The 21,659-nt window shown below is 63.6% G+C and carries 23 protein-coding genes and 1 tRNA gene; 8 read left to right on the top strand and 16 right to left on the bottom strand.

Annotated elements, in window-relative coordinates; genetic code table 11:
• The first annotated feature begins 414 nt into the window (after nt 1-414).
• The gene (locus FQ755_RS25480) at nt 415-798 is read left to right on the top strand and encodes a nuclear transport factor 2 family protein (RefSeq protein WP_144157775.1); all 384 of its coding nucleotides are present in this window, start codon (nt 415-417) and stop codon (nt 796-798) included.
• A gap of 37 nt (nt 799-835) precedes the next feature.
• Here the strand turns inward: FQ755_RS25480 and ybiB are convergent, their stop codons facing one another.
• Nucleotides 836-1,819 (bottom strand): DNA-binding protein YbiB, encoded by a 984-nt coding sequence (gene ybiB, locus FQ755_RS25475; protein WP_144157926.1) that lies wholly within the window; start codon nt 1,817-1,819, stop codon nt 836-838.
• A 297-nt stretch (nt 1,820-2,116) separates the two neighbouring features.
• On the opposite strand from ybiB, the gene FQ755_RS25470 reads away from it, so the two are divergent.
• On the top strand, nt 2,117-2,815 hold the full coding sequence (locus tag FQ755_RS25470) for a fumarylacetoacetate hydrolase family protein (protein WP_144157774.1): 699 nt from the start codon (nt 2,117-2,119) through the stop codon (nt 2,813-2,815).
• A 28-nt stretch (nt 2,816-2,843) separates the two neighbouring features.
• Nucleotides 2,844-3,488 carry a maleylacetoacetate isomerase gene (gene maiA, locus FQ755_RS25465; protein WP_144157773.1) on the top strand — a complete coding sequence of 215 codons (645 nt, stop codon included), beginning with the start codon at nt 2,844-2,846 and terminating at the stop codon, nt 3,486-3,488.
• Nucleotides 3,489-3,517: 29 nt separating this feature from the next.
• On the opposite strand, the gene ftsY is transcribed toward maiA, so the two are convergent.
• Nucleotides 3,518-4,735 carry a signal recognition particle-docking protein FtsY gene (ftsY, locus tag FQ755_RS25460; RefSeq protein WP_144157925.1) on the bottom strand — a complete coding sequence of 406 codons (1,218 nt, stop codon included), beginning with the start codon at nt 4,733-4,735 and terminating at the stop codon, nt 3,518-3,520.
• 266 nt (nt 4,736-5,001) lie between these two features.
• Here ftsY and rsmD point away from each other — a divergent pair, with 266 nt between their 5' ends.
• From rsmD to FQ755_RS25445, 3 genes are all read left to right on the top strand, one after another.
• Entirely contained in the window at nt 5,002-5,616 is a 615-nt protein-coding gene (rsmD, locus tag FQ755_RS25455; RefSeq protein WP_144157772.1) for a 16S rRNA (guanine(966)-N(2))-methyltransferase RsmD, read from the top strand.
• Between the two features lie 110 nt (nt 5,617-5,726).
• The gene (gene coaD / locus FQ755_RS25450) at nt 5,727-6,233 is read left to right on the top strand and encodes a pantetheine-phosphate adenylyltransferase (RefSeq protein WP_144157771.1); all 507 of its coding nucleotides are present in this window, start codon (nt 5,727-5,729) and stop codon (nt 6,231-6,233) included.
• Between the two features lie 71 nt (nt 6,234-6,304).
• On the top strand, nt 6,305-6,559 hold the full coding sequence (locus tag FQ755_RS25445) for a YfhL family 4Fe-4S dicluster ferredoxin (protein ID WP_144157770.1): 255 nt from the start codon (nt 6,305-6,307) through the stop codon (nt 6,557-6,559).
• Between the two features lie 89 nt (nt 6,560-6,648).
• On the opposite strand, the gene hisC is transcribed toward FQ755_RS25445, so the two are convergent.
• The 8 genes from hisC to FQ755_RS25405 form a co-directional block, all read right to left on the bottom strand.
• Complete coding sequence (hisC, locus tag FQ755_RS25440) at nt 6,649-7,728, bottom strand: histidinol-phosphate transaminase (protein WP_144157769.1); 1,080 nt, start codon at nt 7,726-7,728, stop codon at nt 6,649-6,651.
• Nucleotides 7,729-7,800: 72 nt separating this feature from the next.
• The gene (pth, locus tag FQ755_RS25435) at nt 7,801-8,409 is read right to left on the bottom strand and encodes an aminoacyl-tRNA hydrolase (protein WP_144157768.1); all 609 of its coding nucleotides are present in this window, start codon (nt 8,407-8,409) and stop codon (nt 7,801-7,803) included.
• 140 nt (nt 8,410-8,549) lie between these two features.
• Nucleotides 8,550-9,170 carry a 50S ribosomal protein L25/general stress protein Ctc gene (locus FQ755_RS25430; RefSeq protein WP_144157767.1) on the bottom strand — a complete coding sequence of 207 codons (621 nt, stop codon included), beginning with the start codon at nt 9,168-9,170 and terminating at the stop codon, nt 8,550-8,552.
• A gap of 158 nt (nt 9,171-9,328) precedes the next feature.
• Nucleotides 9,329-10,285, bottom strand: coding sequence for a ribose-phosphate pyrophosphokinase (locus FQ755_RS25425; protein ID WP_144157924.1), 957 nt, complete (start codon nt 10,283-10,285; stop codon nt 9,329-9,331).
• 45 nt (nt 10,286-10,330) lie between these two features.
• Nucleotides 10,331-10,407, bottom strand: a tRNA-Gln gene (locus tag FQ755_RS25420).
• Between the two features lie 52 nt (nt 10,408-10,459).
• Nucleotides 10,460-11,341, bottom strand: a complete 882-nt coding sequence (gene ispE, locus FQ755_RS25415; protein WP_144157766.1) for a 4-(cytidine 5'-diphospho)-2-C-methyl-D-erythritol kinase — start codon at nt 11,339-11,341, stop codon at nt 10,460-10,462.
• Between the two features lie 44 nt (nt 11,342-11,385).
• Nucleotides 11,386-12,042 (bottom strand): lipoprotein insertase outer membrane protein LolB, encoded by a 657-nt coding sequence (lolB, locus tag FQ755_RS25410; RefSeq protein WP_144157765.1) that lies wholly within the window; start codon nt 12,040-12,042, stop codon nt 11,386-11,388.
• On the bottom strand, nt 12,042-13,883 hold the full coding sequence (locus FQ755_RS25405; RefSeq protein ID WP_144157764.1) for a tetratricopeptide repeat protein: 1,842 nt from the start codon (nt 13,881-13,883) through the stop codon (nt 12,042-12,044). Before FQ755_RS25405 ends, lolB begins: the two co-directional genes overlap by 1 nt.
• 87 nt (nt 13,884-13,970) lie before the next feature.
• Between FQ755_RS25405 and mutM the strand changes: the two genes are divergently transcribed.
• Together mutM and mutY are read left to right on the top strand one after the other, a co-directional pair.
• Nucleotides 13,971-14,801 carry a bifunctional DNA-formamidopyrimidine glycosylase/DNA-(apurinic or apyrimidinic site) lyase gene (mutM, locus tag FQ755_RS25400; RefSeq protein WP_144157763.1) on the top strand — a complete coding sequence of 277 codons (831 nt, stop codon included), beginning with the start codon at nt 13,971-13,973 and terminating at the stop codon, nt 14,799-14,801.
• A gap of 6 nt (nt 14,802-14,807) precedes the next feature.
• The gene (mutY, locus tag FQ755_RS25395; protein ID WP_144157762.1) at nt 14,808-15,941 is read left to right on the top strand and encodes an A/G-specific adenine glycosylase; all 1,134 of its coding nucleotides are present in this window, start codon (nt 14,808-14,810) and stop codon (nt 15,939-15,941) included.
• 57 nt (nt 15,942-15,998) lie between these two features.
• Here mutY and FQ755_RS25390 read toward each other — a convergent pair whose 3' ends face one another.
• The 6 genes from FQ755_RS25390 to FQ755_RS25365 form a co-directional block, all read right to left on the bottom strand.
• Complete coding sequence (locus tag FQ755_RS25390) at nt 15,999-16,631, bottom strand: LON peptidase substrate-binding domain-containing protein (RefSeq protein WP_144157761.1); 633 nt, start codon at nt 16,629-16,631, stop codon at nt 15,999-16,001.
• 39 nt (nt 16,632-16,670) lie between these two features.
• Complete coding sequence (gene rapZ, locus FQ755_RS25385; protein ID WP_144157760.1) at nt 16,671-17,564, bottom strand: RNase adapter RapZ; 894 nt, start codon at nt 17,562-17,564, stop codon at nt 16,671-16,673.
• 104 nt (nt 17,565-17,668) lie between these two features.
• On the bottom strand, nt 17,669-18,637 hold the full coding sequence (gene hprK / locus FQ755_RS25380; RefSeq protein ID WP_074300858.1) for an HPr(Ser) kinase/phosphatase: 969 nt from the start codon (nt 18,635-18,637) through the stop codon (nt 17,669-17,671).
• A 128-nt stretch (nt 18,638-18,765) separates the two neighbouring features.
• Nucleotides 18,766-19,281 (bottom strand): PTS IIA-like nitrogen regulatory protein PtsN, encoded by a 516-nt coding sequence (gene ptsN, locus FQ755_RS25375; protein ID WP_074263300.1) that lies wholly within the window; start codon nt 19,279-19,281, stop codon nt 18,766-18,768.
• 248 nt (nt 19,282-19,529) lie between these two features.
• Complete coding sequence (gene hpf / locus FQ755_RS25370) at nt 19,530-19,886, bottom strand: ribosome hibernation-promoting factor, HPF/YfiA family (RefSeq protein WP_144157759.1); 357 nt, start codon at nt 19,884-19,886, stop codon at nt 19,530-19,532.
• 225 nt (nt 19,887-20,111) lie between these two features.
• Nucleotides 20,112-21,626 carry an RNA polymerase factor sigma-54 gene (locus FQ755_RS25365; RefSeq protein ID WP_144157758.1) on the bottom strand — a complete coding sequence of 505 codons (1,515 nt, stop codon included), beginning with the start codon at nt 21,624-21,626 and terminating at the stop codon, nt 20,112-20,114.
• Between the last annotated feature and the right edge of the window lie 33 nt (nt 21,627-21,659).

The following is a 21,659-nucleotide window of genomic DNA, read 5'->3' as shown; positions in this document are numbered from 1 at the left end:
AGCATCATACGCCCTCTGCAGGGCGGCTGGGATGAGCGTAGGATCTGCGATGGATAGGCGACTAGCTGTGCAGAATCACCGGTTTTTTGCCATTGGCGGCGCTTATCTGGCAGGTTTCAGCTTTCTTCTTATGATTTATTGCTCGCGCAGACCCTGCCTTGTAGAGGGTTTACTCGGCCGCTGGTGGCCGGCCGTCGTGCCTCGAAAGCCGGTCTGGACGGCCGCGAGTTCAATCTGTTCGAGGCGCCGCCGCCCGCATCCTTCGATCATGGATGACGGATTCCGGATTACGCGGTCTGCGAACAGCGGTATCGAAGAGCCGAATCCTGGTATAAATTTCAGCCAGCTATCCTGGCAACGTAACTTTTCACGACGGCGGCCGCTCCCGGCCCGTCGAGGCAAAGGGGTCGAGCAATGGCCGAAAAGGTGATCGAAGCGATTCGTGGACTCGAGCGCGACCGTTTTCGCGCGATGGTCGACGGGAACGGGCCGTTACTCGCCACGCTGCTCGCCGACAACTTGAGCTATATCCATACGAACGGCAAACGCGAGACGAAGCAGCAGTTGATCGATGGCATCACGGCCGGGCGGCGCCGCTATCGCCAGATCGAGATCCAGTCGCAGGACGTGCTGCCGGTGGGGAACGACGGCTTTATCGTGACCGGCCGCGCCTTGATCGAGATGGAGGCGAATAACGGCGCGCTGCTGTTCCCCATCGCCTATACCGCTATCCATGCTCAGGAGGACGGCCAATGGCGTCTGGTGGCCTGGCAGGCCACGCGTTGCGCGATCGAGTAAGGCGAGAAGGCCGCGCCACGCACCGCGTGCGGCCGCATCAGGCCGACATTCTGGCGATATCCGCGATCACTTCGATCTGCCGTTCGATGGCGCTCGGCACCGGCGCCTCGCCGCGCAGCACGGCGTCGATCCAGGCGGCTGTGGTGGCGGCGTCGCGCGCCTCTGGCAATTCCACCTCGGGCGCATCGGCCGACGAGCGCTCCGCCGCCACCCGCGTTTCGCAGACGCCGTCATGCAGCCAGTCGATCTGCACCTGGCGGCGCGTGTCGGCCACCGCCTCGCCCTCCGTGCCGCGCGCGAGCAGCGCCCCGCCCGCGGCGGCATCCAGATGCGTGCTGAACAACTGCGTGAGGCTGTCGCGATACGGCGGATGCGTGTAATTCACGAGCCGCAGCCCTGCGGGCGCGAACGGCTGGAGGATCTTGACAAGCGTATGGGTGGAGTTGCGCACGCCCATCCGGCGCCGCAGGGCCAGCAGCCGCGCAAGTTTCGGCGCGAGCGTCGCGATCGGCGCGAAGGCGAGGCGCCGCGCGGCGAGGCTATCCTCGATCTGCGCGTGGCTTTGCGCGTGCGCAATCTGCAGATGCGTGAAAATTTCCGCGCTCGTCACCCGGCCGGGGTCTTCGGTGACGCCGTGCACGAGAACCGGCACGCCTTCGCGGGCCAGCAGCAGCGCCAGCAGCGGCACCAGATTGGGTTGCTTGCGCGCGCCGTTGTAGCTCGGAATCGAAACCGGCCGGTACTCGACGTGGGCGGCCTGGACCGGCTCGAACGAAGCATGAGCGGCTGCGAGCATCGCCGCGAGTTCGTCGGCGCTTTCGCCTTTCACCCGGTAGGCCAGCAGGATCGCGCCGAGTTCCAGATCGCCGACGCGCCCGTCGAGCATCGCGCCATAGAGCGCGCGCGTGTCTTCGGCCGTGAGCGCGCGGGCGCCGTTCGGGCCGCGGCCGATCTCCTTGATAAAGCGGGCGCAGGGGAATGCGGAGGATGCGGTGTCGGTGGATTCGGCGGATTCGGTCATCGGATTCTGTGGGGCGGGTGGCTCGACGCTGCTCATGGCGGCCACGGTATTCATCGAAGATAAGCGTGTTGCGGTCAAGCGCGGCTGACAGGACGCGTCTGACGACACCTTCGCTCAGTATCGCATCAATGGCGCTCGTGCAAGTTGACACGAAGATGGCGTGAATCTGGCCGCGCCGCCATCCGGGCCGCCGGCGCGGCGCGCGCCTGCCGCTCGTGCGCCATCCGGGCTGCCCTGCGCGTTACACTCGATCTTTTATTGCCGCGCTCGCGGCGCTTACTCAAGATGGAGAACGGGATGAGTTACGTGTTTGCTCCCGCACCGGTGGTCGCGGTGCCGGTCGTCGGGTCCAGCGATCAGTTCGCAGTGCGCCGCATCTACTGCGTGGGCCGCAATTACGAGGCGCACGCGCGCGAGATGGGTCACGACCCCGACCGCGAACCGCCGTTCTTCTTTAGCAAGCCCGCCGACGCCGTCGTCTACGTCGCGCCGGGCGAGACCGGCGAATTCCCGTATCCGCCGCAATCGAAAAACGTGCACTTCGAGATGGAACTGGTCGCGGCGATCGGCAAATCCGGCAAGGATATTCCGGTCGAGCAGGCGCTCGAGCATGTCTACGGCTACGCGCTCGGGCTCGACATGACGCGGCGCGACCTGCAGGCCGAAGCGAAGAAGCTGGGCCGTCCGTGGGATACCGCGAAGGGCTTCGACCACTCGGCGCCGCTCGGCCCGATCCATCCGGTGTCGAAGCTGGGCCAGGTCGATAAAGGCGCGATCTGGCTGAGCGTCAACGGCGAAGAGAAGCAGCGCTCGGACGTGTCGCAACTGATCTGGTCGGTGGCGGAGACGGTGGCTTATCTGTCGACGCTGTTCGAACTGCATCCGGGCGACCTGATTTTTACCGGCACGCCCGAAGGCGTCGGCGCGGTGGTGAAGGGCGACACGATGAAAGGCGGCGTGGACGGGCTAGGCGAGTTCAGCGTGCGCGTCGTCTGAAGCGGCGACAGGGGAGGAGACAAATGATATGAAGCTATATAGCTATTTCCGCAGCTCGGCGGCGTATCGCGTGCGCATTGCCCTGAACCTGAAGAATCTGCCCTACGACTACGCGCCGGTGCATCTGTTGCGCGACGGCGGCGAGCAGCTCAAGCCCGCGTATCGCAAGCTGAATCCGGATGCGATCCTGCCCACTTTGGTGGACGGCGACAACGTGCTGCAGCAGTCGCTGGCGATCATCGAGTATCTGGAGGAGACCTATCCGCAACCGCCGTTGCTGCCGAAAGCGCCGGCCGATCGCGCGTATGTGCGGTCGGTGGCGCTGCAGGTGGCTTGCGAGATTCATCCGCTGAACAACCTGCGTGTGCTGAAGTATCTGAAACACTCGGTCGGCGCCGATGATGCGACCCGCGACGAGTGGTACCGGCATTGGGTCGAATCGGGCTTCGCGACGCTGGAGGAGCATCTGGCGGCCGATTCACGCACCGGCGCGTTTTGTTTCGGCGACTCGCCTACCTTGGCCGACGCGTGTCTCGTGCCGCAGGTGTTCAATGCGCAGCGCTTCAAGATCGACGTGGCGCGGTTTCCCACCATTCAGCGCATCCACAATCACGCCTCGCAGCTCGACGCATTCGCGCGGGCGGCGCCTGGCGTGCAGCCGGATGCGGAGTGAGCGAGGCGGGCGTCCAGCGCCCGCGCCATTTAATTGCCCAGCAACGCGTCGGAAAACTCTTCCGCGCTGAACGGCTGCAAATCTTCGACCTTCTCGCCGACTCCGATGAAATACACCGGAATGGGCCGTTGCCGCGCAATGGCCGCGAGAATGCCGCCCTTCGCCGTGCCGTCGAGCTTGGTGACGATCAGGCCGGTGAGGCCCAACGCGTCGTCGAAGGCTTTCACCTGGGTGAGCGCGTTCTGGCCGGTATTGGCGTCGATGACGAGCAGCACCTCGTGCGGGGCGCCGTCCATGGCTTTGCCGATCACGCGCTTGACCTTGCGCAACTCTTCCATCAGATGCAGCTGCGTGGGCAGACGGCCGGCCGTGTCGGCCATCAGAACGTCGATCTTGCGGGCCCGCGCGGCGCCCACCGCGTCGAAGATCACCGCGGCCGGGTCGCCGCTTTCCTGCGATACGACCGTCACGTTGTTGCGCTCGCCCCAGATGGCGAGCTGCTCGCGTGCGGCGGCGCGGAACGTGTCGCCGGCGGCCAGCAGCACGGATTGGTCGAAGCTCTGCAGATGCTTCGCGAGCTTGCCGATGCTGGTGGTTTTGCCCGCGCCGTTCACGCCCGCAATCATCATGACGAGCGGCTGGGCGCGACCGAGCATCAGGGACTTCTCGAGCGGCTTGAGCAGCTCGATCAACTGCGCGCGCAGCGCCGCCTTGACCTGTAGCGGATCGGTGAGCCGCTCGGCGCGCACTTTTTCACGCAGCGATTCGAGCAGGAATTCGGTGGCGTCGACGCCCGCGTCGGACATCAACAGGGCGGTTTCGAGCTCCTCGTACAGGTCTTCATCGATCTTGGCGCCGATGAAGATGCCGGTCAGATTCGAGCTGGTCTTCGACAGGCCGCTCTTCAAGCGGGTGAGCCAGGATTTCTTCGCCGCGGCTTCGGGCAGCGGCGGCGGCACGATTTCAACGGTTTCGAGCGCGTTTTCGTCAGGTTCGGGTTGCGCCTGCGTTTGCAGCCCGGTTTGCGGCTGCGTTTGCGCGCCCGGCGCGGGTGCGACAGGCGTGGTCTGGATCCTGGCCGGCTGCGGCGCCGTGGAGGCCGCAGGCGCCGACGGACGCGGCGCGGCCGCCGTAGGCCTTGGCGCTGCGTCTAAAGCCGGTGCGACGGATTCCGGCGCCGCCTGCGATTCCTCGGGCGTTGCGTCGGACTCTTTCGAACCCTTGAATCGTTTGAAAAAGCTGAACATGGTCTGGCGTGGTGAGAGCGAGCGCCGATGCGCGCAGCCGGCAAAACCGGTAGCAGCGGCAGGCAGCGTGGCAATGCGGGATGCAAGGCGCTGGAAGCGGCTCATTTTATCAGGCGTACCCGTTTACATAGCATTAGCCGACCGGCCAGGGTGAGATGCCCGTCCCTGTGTGGTAACGTTGGCGCTCCAACCCGCTGCCAGCAACGCCAGCAACCGCCAGCGGGCAAACCGCCTGACCGCTAAACCGATTAACCGTCCGAACCCGCATGCCCCGTACTTCTGCACCTCGCGCGCAAAGCGCTCCGTCCAACCGCGGCAAGCCGCACGCCATTCGCATCATTGGCGGCGACTGGAAGCGCACGCCGCTGCCGGTGCTCGACCTCGACGGGCTGCGCCCCACGCCGGACCGTGTGCGCGAAACGCTCTTCAACTGGCTCGGCCAGCGTCTCGATGGCCAGCGCTGTCTCGACCTGTTCGCCGGGAGCGGCGCGCTGGGCTTCGAGGCGGCTTCGCGCGGCGCGGCGCGGGTGCTGATGGTCGAGCGCCACGCGAAGGCAGCCGGGCAATTGCGCGCCAATCAGACGCGTCTCGCGCCGAACACCATTGAAATCGCCGAAGCCGATGCCTTGCGCCTCGCGGCCAGCCTTGCGCCCGCTTCATTCGACGTGGTGTTTCTCGATCCGCCGTTCGGCTCCGACCTGCTGGGCCGTGCGCTGGAGCTGGCCGCGCCGCTCGTCAGTGCCGAAGGATTCCTCTATGTGGAAGCCGCCGAGGCGCTGGATCTTACCCAGACGCCCGCTCTGGCGGGCTGGAACATCGTGCGGCAGGCCCGGGCGGGGGCGGTTCACTATCATTTGCTGCAGCGCGAAAATGGTGAATAATGCGCGTGCTAAAACAAGCGCCGGACGGCTCGCCGTCACGCGCGCGACCGGCGGCAAACGCGTCCTGCGGGCGTGCTTGACGTGCCCATTTGTCTGAAAGGAGAAGTCTCATGGTAGTCGCCGTGTACCCGGGTACGTTCGACCCGCTGACGCGCGGTCACGAAGACCTCGTGCGGCGCGCGTCGAGCATTTTCGACACGCTGGTGGTAGGCGTCGCCGACAGCCGCAACAAGAAGCCGTTCTTCACTCTCGAAGAGCGCCTCGACATCGCCCACGAAGTGCTCGGCCATTATCCGAACGTGCAGGTGATGAGCTTCAAAGGGCTCTTGAAGGATTTCGTCCGCACCAACAACGCGCGGGTCATCGTGCGCGGGCTGCGTGCCGTGTCGGACTTCGAATACGAGTTCCAGATGGCCGGCATGAACCGCTATCTGCTGCCGGACGTCGAAACCATGTTCATGACGCCGTCGGATCAGTACCAGTTCATCTCCGGCACCATCGTGCGCGAAATTGCGCAGTTGGGTGGCGATGTCAGCAAGTTCGTGTTCCCTTCCGTCGAAAAATGGCTCAAGGACAAGGTGGCCTTGCTGGATCAGGACAACGGCCAGGCGGGATAGCCGTAACCGGCGTAAACTGTCGGTTTGATGGAATGACAGTCGGCCTCGCGTCGGCGTGAAGTGAGAGAAGTATGTCTTTGATGATTACCGACGAGTGCATCAATTGCGACGTCTGCGAGCCCGAGTGCCCGAACGACGCCATTTCGATGGGCCCGGAAATCTATGTGATCGATCCGAAGAAATGTACCGAATGCGTCGGTCATTTCGACGAGCCGCAGTGTATCCAGGTGTGCCCGGTGGAGTGCATTCCGCGCGACCCGGAGCATCTGGAGACGCCCGAAGGCTTGATGGCGAAGTATCACGCGTTGCAGGCCGCTAAAGCCTGAGGCGGGCGTGTCGGGCGCGGCGTGCGTGCCTCGTCCAACCTGTCCTGGCCCGCCTTGGCCGCCTTGGCCGCCTTGGCCGTCCAATCCGCTTACCCCACGTACCCGCGCAGCACGTCCTGCAGAGCCTCCAGCAGCAGATCGCATTCGGTGTCGGTGCCGATGGAAATGCGCAAATGCTGGTCGATGCGCGGCGCGTTGAAATGGCGCACGAAAATCTCCTTCTCTCGCAGCATGGCGGCGAGCGCGGCGGCGTCGTAGCCCTCGTGGCGCGCGAACACGAAATTCGCCCCCGACGGCACGACGTTAAAGCCTAGCGCCGTCAAACCCGCGGACAGCCGCTCGCGGCTCGCGATAACTTTCGCGCAGGAATCGCGGAACCACGCGTCGTCCTCATAGGCTGCGGTCGCCGCGACCTGGGCCAAGCGGTCGAGCGGATACGAATTGAAGCTGTCCTTGACGCGGGTCAGCGCGTCGATCAACGCCGGGTGGCCGAATGCAAATCCCACCCGCATGCCCGCCAACGAGCGCGACTTCGACACCGTTTGCACCACCAGCAGGTTCGGATAGCGGTCGATCAGCGCGATCGCCGACTGTGCGCCGAAGTCCACATACGCTTCGTCGATCACCACAACCGACTCCGCATGCTGCGCCACGAGCCGCTCGATCTCCTGCAAGGGCAACGGATGACCGGTCGGCGCATTCGGATTCGGCAACAGCACGCCGCCGTTCGGCGCGGCGTAATCGTCGACGCGGATGGCAAACGCGTCATCCAACGGAATGGTCCGGTATTCGACCTCGAACAGCCGCGCGTAGGTCGGATAGAAGCTGTACGTGATGTCCGGGAACAGGATCGGCTTGTCGTGTTTGAGCAGCGCCTGGAAGGTCAGCGCGAGCACCTCATCCGAACCGTTGCCGGCGAACACCTGCTCGGCGCGGATGCCGTGATACGCGGCAACCGTCTCGCGCAGCGTGCGCGCGGTCGGATCGGGATAGCGGCGCAGCGATTCGGCGTGCTCGCCGAGTTCATGGCGGATCGCCTCCAGCACGCGCGGCGACGGCGGATACGGGTTTTCGTTGGTATTGAGTTTGACCGGATGGGCGAGGGCGGGTTGTTCACCCGGCACATACGGCTTCAGACGAGAAACGATGTCACTCCAGTAGCGGCTCAAGCGGGCCTCCGTTGACGGCTGCGATTCGATTCTGATTTTAAAGGCCGGGCGGCGGAACCCGCGCCCAAAGCCTCAAGCCTGGCTATTGCGATGCAACTGCATCACCGCCCGGTCGAGTTCGCCTTTGACGACGAACGGCATCTGCACGAGTGCGCGCTCGATCGACGCGTCGATCACGTCCTGCTCCTCGCGGCGCGGCGGCTTGAGCACGTAGTTGGCGACATCCGGCTTCGCGCCGGCGCGCGCGCTTTCCGGAATCAGATCACGCGGATGGCCGATGCCGATTCTGAGCCGCCAATACTGTTGCGACGACAGATGCGCGGAGATGTCCTTCAGGCCATTGTGACCGCCGCTGCCGCCGCCGAGCTTCAGCTTGACGGTGCCCGCCGGCAGATCGAGTTCGTCGTGCGCGACAAGAATCTCGTCCGGCAGGATCTTGAAAAAATGCGCGACGGCGACCACCGACTGCCCCGAGCGGTTCATATAAGTCTGCGGCTCGAGCAGATGCACTTCTTCGCCGTGCAGCCGGGCCTTGGCGTAGAAGCCGTGAAAGCGCCGCTCGTCACGCAGGGCGGCGCCGGCTTCGCGCGCCAGTTGATCGACCAGCCAGAAGCCGGCGTTGTGACGCGTCGCCGTGTATTCAGCGCCCGGATTACCGAGCCCCACGATCAGCTTGATCATGATGGATTCATGACGGGTTAAGGGCCGCCGGCATGCCGCACGGCCCGACAAAACGAAAAAAACCCGCCGGGGCGAACCGCGGCGGGTCACATCGACCGTTCCATTGAAACGGATCGAGAGGATTGCTCGCTCTATGCAGCTTAAGCGGCCGGCGTTTCGCCTTCGCCTGCAGCAGCAGCGTCGCCTTCGGCGATCGCGCCAGCCGGGATCGTCGCGGAGGCGACCACCGGGTTTTCAGCTTCGAGGTGGGCAACCAGCGTGACACCAGCCGGCAGGACGATGTCCTTGGCGTGCAGCGTGTGACCGGCTTCGATCGTTGCGAGGTCGACTTCGAGGAATTCCGGCAGTGCCGACGGCAGGCACTCGACTTCGATTTCGTTCAGAACGTGCGAGATCACCGCGCCCGACAGCTTGACGGCCGGATTCGATTCCTGGTTCATGAAGTGCAGCGGCACCTTGGTGTGCAGCTTCTTCGTTGCATCGACGCGCTGGAAGTCCACGTGCAGCACGAGCTGACGGAACGGATGGTATTGCACGTCGCGCAGCAGAACTTGTTGCGCCTTACCGGCGATTTCCAGGTCGAGAATCGACGAGTGGAAAACTTCTTTCTTCAGGGCGTGCCACAACGCGTTGTGATCGAGTTCGATCATTTGCGGTTCAGCACCAGCGCCATAAACGATTGCCGGCGTCTTGCCGGAAATACGCAGGCGGCGGCTCGCACCCGTACCTTGCAGGGAACGCTCGAAAGCGACTACTTTCATTTTGAATCTCCATTGCACTGCCCGCGACCAGGCAGTAAAAACGGGGCCTTCACGCCATTTCGGCTGAGGCCCCAGACTCGACGGCACGAACCTTCGTTCGTTCATGCCGATTGTGCAAAAGCGCAGCGCTTGATGCGGCGCTGCGCCTTCGCAAATACTTAACTTTCCGCAAACAGCGACATCACCGAATCGCCGCGGCGGATCCGCGAGAACGTCTCGGCCAGCAGACCCGCGCTGGTCAGCGAACGGATCTTCGCGCACGAGCGGGCTTCGTCGCCGAGCGGGATAGTGTCGGTGATCACCAGTTCGTCGAGCGCGGAAGCGGCGATACGATCGCCCGCGCCGCCTGACAGAACCGGGTGGGTTGCGTAAGCAAACACCTTGAGCGCGCCACGTTCCTTCAGCACCTGAGCTGCCTTGCAGAGCGTGCCGGCGGTGTCGACCATGTCGTCCATGATCACGCAGGTACGGCCTTCGACTTCACCGATGATGTTCATCACTTCAGCGACATTCGCCTTGGGGCGGCGTTTGTCGATGATGGCGAGGTCGCAGTTCAGTTGCTTCGCCAGTGCCCGGGCGCGGACCACGCCGCCGACGTCCGGCGACACGACCAGCAGGTTCTCGTGATTCTGCTTGCGCAGGTCGCCGAGCAGCACGGGCGTGGCGTAAATATTGTCCACCGGGATGTCGAAGAAACCCTGGATCTGATCAGCGTGCAGATCCATGGTGATGATGCGTTCGACGCCGGCGATTTCCAGCATGTTCGCCACGACCTTCGCCGAGATAGCGACGCGCGCCGAACGCGGGCGACGATCCTGGCGGGCATAGCCGAAGTAGGGGATAGCAGCGGTGATCCGGCCAGCGGATGCGCGCTTGAGCGCATCGACCATGATCATCAGTTCCATCAGGTTGTCGTTCGCCGGTGCGCAGGTGGATTGCAGGACGAAAACATCCTTGCCACGCACGTTTTCCTGAATCTCGACCTGGATCTCGCCGTCAGAAAAACGGCTGACCATCGCTTTGCCGAGGGGGATACCGAGGATTTTTACGACTTCATGTGCAAGCGCGGGATTCGCGTTGCCAGTAAAAACCATCAGGCCGTCATGGCTGCTCATCATGCACCTGCTTCTGGCTGGGGGGCGAGGAACTGCGAGAATTTTTGGCAGGGGAGGAAGGACTCGAACCCTCGAATGCCGGAATCAAAATCCGGTGCCTTAACCAACTTGGCGACTCCCCTACACTAACTTTGAGCTTCACCGAGCGTGTAGGACCGCTCGACGATGCAAAACCTATGACGCGAAAGCGAAGAGTGGATGTGTGTCCAGGCTTGCTGTGACAGCGCTGTTCCAGCCGCTCGGCAGTTTGGCTTGCGCCGCTTCTGCTTCACCGCGACTACGGAACGCGGCAAAAACACTCGCACCCGATCCAGTCATCCGCGCCGGCGCGATGTTATCAAACCATCCCAGCACTTGCGCTACTTCCGCGTATTTTCCCACGACAACCTGTTGCATGTCATTGCGGCCGAAGCTGTCTGGCCATTCTGCGTTGCAACTATGTTGTGCAAGAAAGTCCGTAATTGTGAGGGGTTTTGAATCCCTTGTCAACGATTTCTCGGAAAAAATCGCTGCAGTTGGAACGTGAACTTGCGGCGTCACAACCAGGAAATTACGAGCGGGCAATTGTACAGCCTCTAACGCTTCTCCGACACCCTCTGCGAACGCATTTTTTCCAAACACGAAGAACGGCACGTCGGCACCGAGTTTCAGCGCGAGCGCCTGCAATTCTTCGCGCGGCAGATCGAGCTTCCACAGACGGTTCAGCGCGAGCAGCGTGGTGGCGGCGTCCGAGCTGCCGCCGCCGAGGCCCGCGCCCATCGGCAGGCGCTTGTCGATCTCAATATCGACGCCTTGCGTGCTGCCGGTATGGTTCTTCAGCAGCAGCGCCGCGCGCACGGTCAGGTCGTGTTCCGGCGGCACGCCGGACACGTCGGTGCTGCGCGTCACCTCACCGTCGTTGCGGCGCGTGAAGTGCAGCGTGTCGCCCCAGTCGAGCAACTGGAATACTGTCTGCAGCGCGTGGTAGCCGTCGGGCCGGCGGCCGGTGATGTGCAGGAAGAGATTTAGCTTCGCCGGCGCGAGGCAATCGCGCAGCGAATCGTTCGTTTCAATCATGAGCGGGACTAATGGCGGAGCAAAGGCACGGCTGACGAGCCTGGTTACTGGTCGAGCACGAGCTTGATGTCGAGCGGCGGCTGCTCGCGGCTCAGGTTGACGCGCTTGAGGCCGGTGGCCGGTGCGTCGGCGTAAGCGAGATAATCGATGGTCCAGCCGTCCTGGACGATCTCCTTCAGATGCCCGGAATTCTGCGGATCCGGCTCGGTCTTCGCCCGCGAACCAGGTGCCGCCGACGGCTGCAGCCAGTAGCGCAAGCCTTCCACCGGCAACGCGAAGCCCAGCGCGTTTTGCATCAGCGTGGAGACGTTGTCGGCGGTGAGCGGCTGGCGGTTCGGCAATTCAAGCGAAGCCGATGCCGGCGACGACGTGACGATCGCCAGCGTCTGGCTGAGCGGATTGCGCAGTTGCAGCGTGACGGTGTCGCCCGCTTCCTGCCAGTCGAAGTTGCCGTAAGCGTTGCGCTGCGCGCCGTTCTGGTCGTTGTATTGCACCGCGAAGCGGCCGTGATAGGCGCGGCTCGTCTGCGCGGTGACGGAGGTCGTGGCGTTCGAGGTGGATGGCTCGCGCGGCTTGACTGAAGCACAACCGGCCAGCGCGACGACGGCCGCCGCCGCGAGTCCCAAGGCCGCGCGACGTGGCGCCTGGGGATAGGCGAACACGCGGCCGAACGACAGAAGAGAGCGATTCGAAATGGCCATCAGAGGTCGTTCACCTGAAAACGTTGCAGCGTTTTGACGAGCGTGTCGTTGTCAGGTTCGAGCTTGCGTGCTTCGCGCCAGGCGTCGCGCGCCTGATCCTGCGCGCCCGTCTTCCACAGCACCTCGCCCAGGTGGGCGCCGATTTCCGCGTTCGGCTGCAGGGTGTAGGCCTTGCGCAGCAGCTTGAGGGCGTCGGTGGTGTCGCCGAGGCGGTATTTGACCCAGCCCACGCTATCCATGATGAACGCGTCGTCCGGCGCTAGCGACGACGCCTTCTGGATCAGCTTGTCCGCTTCCGTCAGCCGCACGCCGCGGTCCGCGAGCGAGTAGCCAAGCGCGTTGTAGGCTTGCGGATTGTCCGGCTGCGCCTCGATGAGCTTGCGCAACTGCGCTTCCATCGTGTCGTAGTGGCCGTTTTTCTCGGCCGCCATGGCGTAGTCGTAGGTCAGGTCGGGATCGTCCGGGTAGGTCGCGGTAGCCTGCGCCAGCCGGTCTTCGGCTTCCTGATAACGCTTGGCGTCGAACAGGATGGCCGCGTCCGTGCGGGCGATCAAGGCCTGATCGCGCGGATCCTGCGCCTGCAGACCGGCGAGCAGCTTGCGCGCGTCGTCCGTCTTGCCCTGCTTGGCGAGCAGCTGGGCGCGGGTGATCTGGGCGGGGATGTATTGCTGGCTGGCGGGCGAAATCTTGTTGAGCCAGTCGCTCGCGGCCGCGTCGTTCTTCTGTTCGAGCGCGATTTGCGAGAGATAGATGTACGCCTGACCCGGATCGGCGCCCTGTGTCTTCTCGGCCCGCTGCGCATATTGCTGCAGATACGGCTGCGCGCCCGCGAAATCCTTCTTCTGGATGTCGATCAGCGCGAGCGCCATTAGCGGCGTCAGGTCGTTGGCGTTGTCTTTGTGCATCGCCTCGAACTGCTTTTGCGCGTCGTCGAGGCGGTCGCTGGCGAGGTACATCTGCGCCAGCGCGAGGCGGGCATCATGCGACTTCGGATTCTGCTGGACGTATTTTTCCAGCGACGCGATGCCTTCCTTGCGCTCTTCCGGTCCCATTTGCGAGAGCGTGAGGGCTGCCGGCAGATAGTCGGGCTTGAGCGTGAGCGCCTGTTCGAGCGATTTGCGCGCGCCCGGTGCGTCGTCCGCCACGATCTGCTGACGTGCGATGGCCAGTTGCGCCTCGGGCCGGTTCATGTCGTTCTTCAGCAGATCCTGCAGCACATGCAGGCCGCCGATCCGGTTCGGTCCGCGCGACAGCAGCAATTGCAGGGCGAGGATGGCGGCGCCGCGGTTTTCCTCCGGCACCTTGGTCAGCTCGCGCGCGAGCAGCGGCTCGGCGTCGTCGGGCTTGCCCGACAGCACGAGCAGCGAGGCGTCGAGCTGCGACGCACGTTCCGAGGTGGGCGCATACTGCTGCCACAATTGCGCGGCGGCGAGGGCGTCCGAGGGACTTTGAGCGGACAGCGCGATTTCGGTGGCGCGTTGCGCCATGCGCGGATCATGCGTGTCGCGCGCGAGTGCGAGATAGGTCTGATAGGCCGGCGCTGGCTGATCCCGCTGCAACGCGACTTCTGCCGCGAGCACCTGGAACACGATCTGGCTCGACAGCTGGATGTCAGGCAGATTCTTTTGATCGTCGGCCGTTGGTGCGCCGAGCGCGTCCGGCATGGACACGGAGTTGTCGTCCGTATCCGGTGAAGGATCTTGCGCATGCGCCGGCATGGCCGCGAGCGCCCATACAGCGAGCGCTGCCGCGCCCAGCAGACGGCGGGCGGAGACAGCGTGCGGCACGCGGGAGGTGCGCGCCGGGCGCTTCGAAAACAGCTTCACGAAGGACAAGTTCATGGAAATCCGTTCAATGTTTCGGACGATTGTAACGCGCTCGCTACAATAAGCGCACAACCACTCACGCAAGTTGCAGACCAGTTAGACATGCCAGAGTTGCCAGAAGTTGAGGTTACCCGACGGGGAATCGAACCGTACGTCTGCGGACGCAAGGTCGAGCGCGTCGACGTTCGCACGCCCGCACTGCGCTGGCCGATTCCGTCCGACCTTGCGAAAACCTTGCGAGGCCACGTGATCCACCAGGTGGAGCGGCGCGGCAAGTACCTGCTGTTCGAGATCGACTCCGGCTGGTTCATTGTGCACCTGGGCATGACCGGCACGCTGCGAGTGCTGCGCAATCTGCCGCATCTGCCGGCGGCGGCGAAGCACGACCATGTCGACTGGATCTTCGACGAGTTCATTCTCCGCTATCGCGATCCGCGGCGCTTTGGAGCCGTCCTGTGGCATGCGCGCAAGGACGGCGACGTGCTCGAACATGCGCTGCTGGCGGGGCTCGGCGTCGAGCCGTTTTCGTCGGCGTTTTCCGGCGGCCTGATCCACCGGCAAACGCGCGGACGCAAGGTTTCCGTCAAGCAGGCGCTGCTCGCGGGTGAGATCGTGGTGGGCGTGGGCAACATTTACGCTTCCGAAAGCCTGTTTCGCGCCGGCATCCGCCCCACCACGCCTGCCGGGCGCGTCTCGCTGGTGCGTTACGAGCTGCTGGCGGACGCCGTGCGCGTGACGCTCGCCGCCGCCATCGAGAAAGGCGGCAGCACGCTGCGCGATTTCGTCGGCAGCGACGGTGAAAGCGGCTACTTCCAGCTCGATTATTTCGTCTATGATCGCGCGGGGCTGCCATGCCGCGTCTGCGGAACGCCGATCAAACAGATCGTGCAGGGGCAGCGCTCGACTTACTTCTGTCCGACCTGCCAGCGCTAATTTCCGATGCCATCTCGCTTAACGCCGTCCGCGACGGCCAACCTGCCCGTCGTGTCTGCCTCGCCGGCGCTCGCCGATTTCTCCGCGCGCCTGATTGCCTGGCAGCGCCAGCATGGGCGCCACGATCTGCCCTGGCAAAATACGCGCGACGCGTATCGCATCTGGCTCTCGGAAATCATGCTGCAGCAGACCCAGGTGTCGACGGTGATTCCGTACTACGCGCGTTTTCTCGAACGTTTCCCGGATGTCGCCGCGCTCGCCGCCGCACCGCTCGACGACGTGATGGCCCTGTGGGCCGGCCTTGGCTATTACTCGCGCGCCCGCAACCTGCATCGTTGCGCGCAGGCGGTGGTCGAACTGCACGGCGGATCGTTTCCGGATTCCGTCGAGGCGCTGGCCGAGCTGCCGGGCATCGGGCGCTCGACCGCGGCGGCGATCGCGTCATTTGCGTTCGGCGCGCGCGCGACGATTCTCGACGGCAACGTCAAGCGCGTGCTCGCGCGTGTGTTCGGCGTGGAAGGTTTTCCGGGCGAAAAGCGTGTGGAAAACGCCATGTGGACGCTGGCCGAATCGCTCTTGCCGTCCAACGCCAGCAATGCCGATGTGAGCGCCTACACGCAGGGCTTGATGGACCTCGGCGCCACGCTGTGCATGCGCGGCAAGCCCGACTGCGAACGCTGTCCGTTCGCGCCGGACTGCGTGGCGAAGGTGACCGGCCGGCAGCGCCAATTGCCGGCGGCGCGCCCCAAAAAGGCCGTGCCGACGCGTCGCACCTGGATGCTCGTGCTATGCGACGGCGACGCCGTGATGCTGGAAAAACGGCCGCCGTCGGGTATCTGGGGCGGGCTGTGGAGCTTGCCGGAAGCCGCGGACGAAGCCGCCCTGAAAGCACGCGCCCGCGAATTCGGCGGCGACGGCGCGGTTTCGCCGCTTGCGCCGCTCACGCACACGTTCACGCATTTCCGGCTGGATATCGAGCCGCGAGTCGCGGAACTCGGTCGTGCGGCGGGCGGCGGCGCGGCGGCGTTAGCGCTGGGCGACGCGGAGACGGTGTGGGTCGCGTTGCGCGATATCGACGCCTATGGCGTGCCTGCGCCCGTGCGCAAGCTGCTGGATGGCCTGCACGGGTCGTTGCTGTAGGGTTTCGCGTGCGGTGTCGCGGTGGTTTCAGCTGCGCACGCAACTCTACATGCAGCTTTACAGCAGTTGATGCTGCTGCATGTAGTGATGAACCACGTCGATGCGCGCGCCGGCATCCGTCAATTCCATCAGCTTTTGCCGCGCCCGTAAGGGGATCGGCAGCACTTCCGAAAGCCGGTTCGACACCCACGTCGGGTCTTCGAGCCTGAACGGCTCCGCGAACGGCAAGCTGTCCGGATCGCGCTCGCGAATCGTCGCGATGATGCGTTCCAGCACTTCCGCGCATGCGCCGAATTTGGCCAGATGCTGGTTGCCTTCGAGCGGCACGTCGTCGGGCAGTGGCTCGGCCATCCCTACCAGCAGGCCGCCGTGTTCCACGCGATGCGACAACAGCCGGAAGCGCCGCGTGCCGCGCGCGCGAATCAGCAGCATGCCGAAGGTTTCGACATCGCAATCCTCGATTTCAGCGAGACAGCCGACGTTTTCCGGCACCGACGGCTCATCCGGCAGCGCGACTTCACCGCCGCTTTTCAGCAGGCAGACACCGAACGGCGTTTTTTCGCGCAGACATTCGCGCGCCATGTCGAGGTAGCGCGCTTCGAAGATTTTCAGGGGCAGCAGCCCGTCGGGAAACAGCACGGTGTGCAGCGGAAACAGCGGCACATCGGCAAGCACAGAAGTAGAGGACATGGCGCAACGCTTCGGGTTAAGGCCGCGCGATGCGGCCGGTTAAGCCACTAACTTCGATGATTCGCCGACGTCGACCGGCGCATCGCGGTGCCGCACGATTACATTGGCTTGCTTCGCAAGACGCGCGGCGAGCGTCTCGGCAATGAATACCGACCGGTGCTGGCCGCCGGTGCAGCCGATTGCCACCGTCAGGTAACTGCGGTTGTCGTCGCGAAAGTGCGGCAGCCATTTCGCGAGGAAGGTTTCGATGTCGCCGATCATGTCCTGCACGACCGGCAGGGCGCCGAGGAAATCGCTCACCGGCTTGTCGAGTCCGGTGAGGGGACGCAATTGATGATCGTAGTACGGGTTCGGCAGCGTGCGGACGTCGAAGACGAAATCGGCGTCGAGCGGCACGCCGCGTTTGAAACCGAACGATTCGAACATCAGCACGAGACCGTTGTGCTCCTGTTCGATAAAGCGTTTGACCCATGCGCGCAGGACGTTCGCGCGCAGGTTGCTGGTGTCGATCTGGTGGCCGAATTCGGCCAGGTTCGCGACGAGTTCACGTTCGCGCTCGATGGCTTCTTCGAGCGAGGTGAGCAGGCCGACATCGGCGTCGTGCGCGGTGGAACCGGAAAGCGGATGGCGGCGGCGGGTCTCGGAAAAACGCTGGATCAGCGCCTGGGTGCTGGCGTTGAGGAACAGCACGCGCACATCGTGTTCGCGCGACAGGTCGCGGATCATCGCGGGCATGTCGTCGAGCGAGGCGCTCGAACGCGCGTCGATGGCTACCGCAAGGCGGTCTTGACCGTCTTCGGCGAGATAGGTGGCGAGTTGCGGCAGAAAGCGCGGCGGCAGGTTGTCGACGCAGTAGTAGCCAGCGTCTTCAAGCGCGTTCAGTGCAACGGATTTGCCGGAGCCGGAAATACCGGTGATCAGAATAATGCGCATGGGGTCGTCGAATCTGTACGTTTCATCATAGCATCCGGTCCTCGTGCGCGTGCCTCGCCAATAAATACGCGAGGCACCCTGTCAGATCGTGCCTGACTGAGTGCTCAGATCAGCTTGCCGGGGAACTGGCTGTCGGGGTCTTGCATGGCGAGGCGCTGGCGATCCATGAAGTCGCGCAGGGTATCGATGCCGCGCAGTTGCAGGATCGTGTTGCGCACGGCGGCTTCCACCAGCACGGCCAGGTTGCGGCCGGCCGCCACCTGAATGGTGACCTTGCTGATGGGCAGGCCGAGCACGTCGACGGTCTGGCTTTCCAGCGGCAGGCGCTGGAATTCGCCATCCGGGCGGCGCACCAGTTGCACGATCAGCTTCAGCTTCATTTTCCGCCGCACGGCGGTTTCACCGAAGATGGTCTTGATGTCGAGCAGACCGAGGCCGCGCACTTCCAGCAGATTTTGCAGCAGCGGCGGGCAGCGTCCTTCGACGAAATCCGGCCCGAGGCGCACGAAATCCACCGCGTCGTCGGCGACGAGGCCGTGGCCGCGGCTGATCAGCTCAAGGCCGAGTTCGCTCTTGCCGAGACCGGAGTCGCCGGTGAGCAGCACGCCCATGCCGAGGATGTCGAGAAACACGCCGTGCAGCGTGGCGCGCGGCGCGAGGATGCGCGACATGTACAGACGCAGGCTGTCGATCACGGCGGCGGCCGACATGGGCGTGGTGAACAGCGGCGTGGACGAGCGGGTGCAGCGCAAAACCAGTTCCGGCGGCGCGGCGACCCCGCCTGCCACCACCAGGAACGGCGGTTCGAGGGCGATCAGCTCGGCCATGTGACGCGAACGGTCTTCTTCGGATTGACGCTGGTAGTACTCGACCTCGGCGTCGCCGAGCACCTGGATGCGGTTCGGGTGGATCAGGTTCAGGTGACCCACGAGGTCGGCGCTCGACGTGGCATACGCGACCGTTTCTGCCGAGAAGCCGCGCTCCCAGCCTTCATGCCCCGTCAGCCAGCTCAGCTTCAGCATGGCGGCGTTGTCGTCGAAAATACTTTGGGCGTTGATGCTGGACGTATCCATGAGTCCCTGACTCCAGTGTGGGCCGCTGTCCCGCGTACCCCGGCCGCGCTAACGCAACCGGGCTGGCCGGCGCGCGCCGGCTATGACGCGGGAGCGGGCCCGCGCGTATGCGGATTGTCGCTGATGCATCAAGGTTGCCACTGAGTGAGCAGGCGATGCAACGCTTCGCGGTTTTCTTCCGTGTGCAGCCGTTCGCGCGTTTCGCGATCCGACAGCAGTTGGGCGATTTCCGAGAGAATTTCCAGATGCTGCTGAGTGGCCTGTTCAGGCACCAGCAGAAAGATCAGCAACGAAACGGGCTGACCGTCGGGCGATTCGAAGGGGATGGGCTCGGCCAGACGCACGAATGCGGCGAGCGGCTGCTTCAGACCTTTGATCCGGCCATGCGGAATCGCGACGCCTTCGCCAAGACCCGTCGACCCGAGGCGCTCGCGCGCAAACAGATTGTCAGTGACCGTGCTGCGGGCGATGCCGTTCTGGTTTTCGAAGATCAGGCCCGCTTGCTCGAAGACGCGTTTCTTGCTGGTGACCGACAGGCCGACGACGACGTTTTCGAGGGGAAGAAATTTGGCTAAACGATTCATGTTGGCAGGCGGAAACGTGGCCTGGATACTCCTCGCTGTGGCGTTTGAGTGGCGTTCCATTCTCGACTACTGATGCTCACGGCGATGTGCGTGGAAGCCCGAAAACGCAGGACTCCCGCTGAATAACCCCGATGACCCCTATGGTAACCGGCCCATTATAGAACAGCGCGACCATGGATGGTGCGGCGCGCCATCCGCGAATTCAACGAAAACCAGCCGGCAGCCCAACGAAAAACCGCCCGTTGCCGGGCGGTTTAGCTGTGTCAGGAAAAACCCCTCTAATCCTGCCGGGTCCTGAGTGGTCCTGCTTATTGCGGCGGCACTTCCACTTGCGCCAGCGGTTGATACTTGATCGCTTCGTGCTGATGGCCCTGTAGGCGATCCTTGTGACGGATGACTTGCCGGTCGAGCTTGTCGATCATGAGATCAATCGCGGCGTACAGGTCGCCGTCACAGCTCTCGACAAAGATGTCCTTGCCCTTCACGTGCAGGTTGATTTCAACCTTCTGCCTCTTTTCCTTTTCCTTGTGGTTGTCGACCGAGAGGACCACACTGCCATCGATCACCTGATCGAAATGTCTTAGCACCCTATCCAGTTTGGTGATCACGTATTCGCGCAACGCTGGCGTTACTTCGAGATGGTGTCCACTGATCTGCAGATTCATAGTGCTTCTCCAAGCTAGTGGCCGCTTGGTCCGCACGATGGGGCAGTACCGGTCGATCTGACGGCTCGCCTGTGTCGTCCCCCGTTGACTGACTACTGGCAGGTCGCATCGGCCGGCCTGTCCGCCAACGGGCGGAGCGGCCGGAAAATGCCCGCCACGGTACGCGACGGGCCAAAAGGAAGCGCCGGGCCGTCCCAAGTGCGAAGCGACAGATTGGGGGGCCAGCTAAAGAGACTTACGCAGATTGACTGCTGGGATCTTGAGGGCTTCGCGGTACTTGGCCACAGTACGCCGTGCGACCACGAATCCCTGCTCTGCCAGCAATTCGGCTATGCGGCTGTCTGAAAGAGGAGATTTGGTGTTTTCCGCTCCTATCAGTTGCTTGATGAGCGCGCGGATCGCCGTGGAAGAGGCTGCGCCGCCCGTGTCGGTTGAAACGTGTGAACCGAAAAAGAACTTGAATTCAAGCGTCCCGAATGGGGTCAGCATGTATTTACCGGTTGTCACACGGCTGACAGTTGACTCGTGTAGGCCCAGCGTATCAGCAATTTCCCTTAAAACCAAGGGCCGCATGGCAATTTCGCCGTGCACAAAAAAGCTCTTCTGACGCTCCACAATGGCTTGCGCGACTCGCAAGATCGTCTCGAAGCGCTGCTGGATATTCTTGATGAGCCAGCGTGCTTCCTGGAGCTGCTGGCGCAGCGAACCGCTGCCCGGATCGCCGCGGTTGTTGCGCAAAATATTGGCGTACAGGTGGTTGATACGCAGCTTCGGCACCACCTCGGGATTCAGTTCGGCCTGCCAACCTTGCGCGGTCTTGCGCACCATGATGTCGGGCACCACGTAGTCCGCTTCGGCCTTGCCGTAGGCGGCGCCCGGGAAGGGCTCCAGCGAACGGATCAGGTCGTGGGCGTCGCGCATATCGTCGTCGCTTGCCTTCAGATGCTTGCGCAGACGCGTGAAGTCGCGCGCGGCCAGCAGTTCAAGGTGATGCGCGACGATTTCGAGCGCCAGCGTGCGCGTGGGCGAGGAATCGAGCCGCAATAATTGCAGCCTCAGGCACTCGGAGGCCGAGCGCGCACCGACGCCGGGCGGATCGAAACTGTGCAGCAAGGCGAGCGCGGCATTCAGTTCATCGAGGTCGACCTCTAACTCTTCGGGCAGATCGGCCTGGACTTCATCGAGTGTGGCGGTCAGGTAGCCGTCGTCGTCGAGCGATTCGATCAGGAACGTGATCAGCGCGCGGTCGCGCTGGCTTGCCTGGGTGACGCGCAGTTGCGCCATCAGGTGATCGCGCAGGGACGTGCTGGATTCGTGGATCTGCAGCGGCGGCAGGTCGTCGTCGTCCGAAGCGCTGCCCGAGCGGCCGTAGTCGTCCAGATTCCACTGGGTGGAGTCGCCGTTGTTGTCGGATGCGAGGCCGTTGTACTCGTCGACACCCTGCGGCTCGCCGTTTTCGGCGCGCTCGCTGCTGCTGGCGGAGGGCGACGAGTTGTTGCTGCCCATCTGCTCGGGCGCCGAGTTGTTCGGCGCCTGGGCGATCAGCGAGCCATCGGCCGCGACGCGCAACGGGCTGGCGATCCAGTCATCCTCGTTTTCGAGCAACGGATTCTGGGAGATCGCCATCGCGACTTCCTGCTGCAGTTCGAGCGTGGACAACTGCAGCAGCCTGATGGACTGTTGCAGTTGAGGGGTCAGCGCAAGATGCTGCGACAGGCGGAGTTGGAGGCTGGCTTTCATGGCAAGTTGAGATTCATTGTAAAGAGTTTGCCA

Origin of the sequence: Paraburkholderia sp. BCC1885 (genome assembly GCF_900996235.1) — a bacterium.
In the GTDB taxonomy this organism is placed as follows: domain Bacteria; phylum Pseudomonadota; class Gammaproteobacteria; order Burkholderiales; family Burkholderiaceae; genus Paraburkholderia.
Note: the sequence above shows the minus strand (reverse complement) of the source record. Positions and strands in the feature narration are given on the sequence as shown.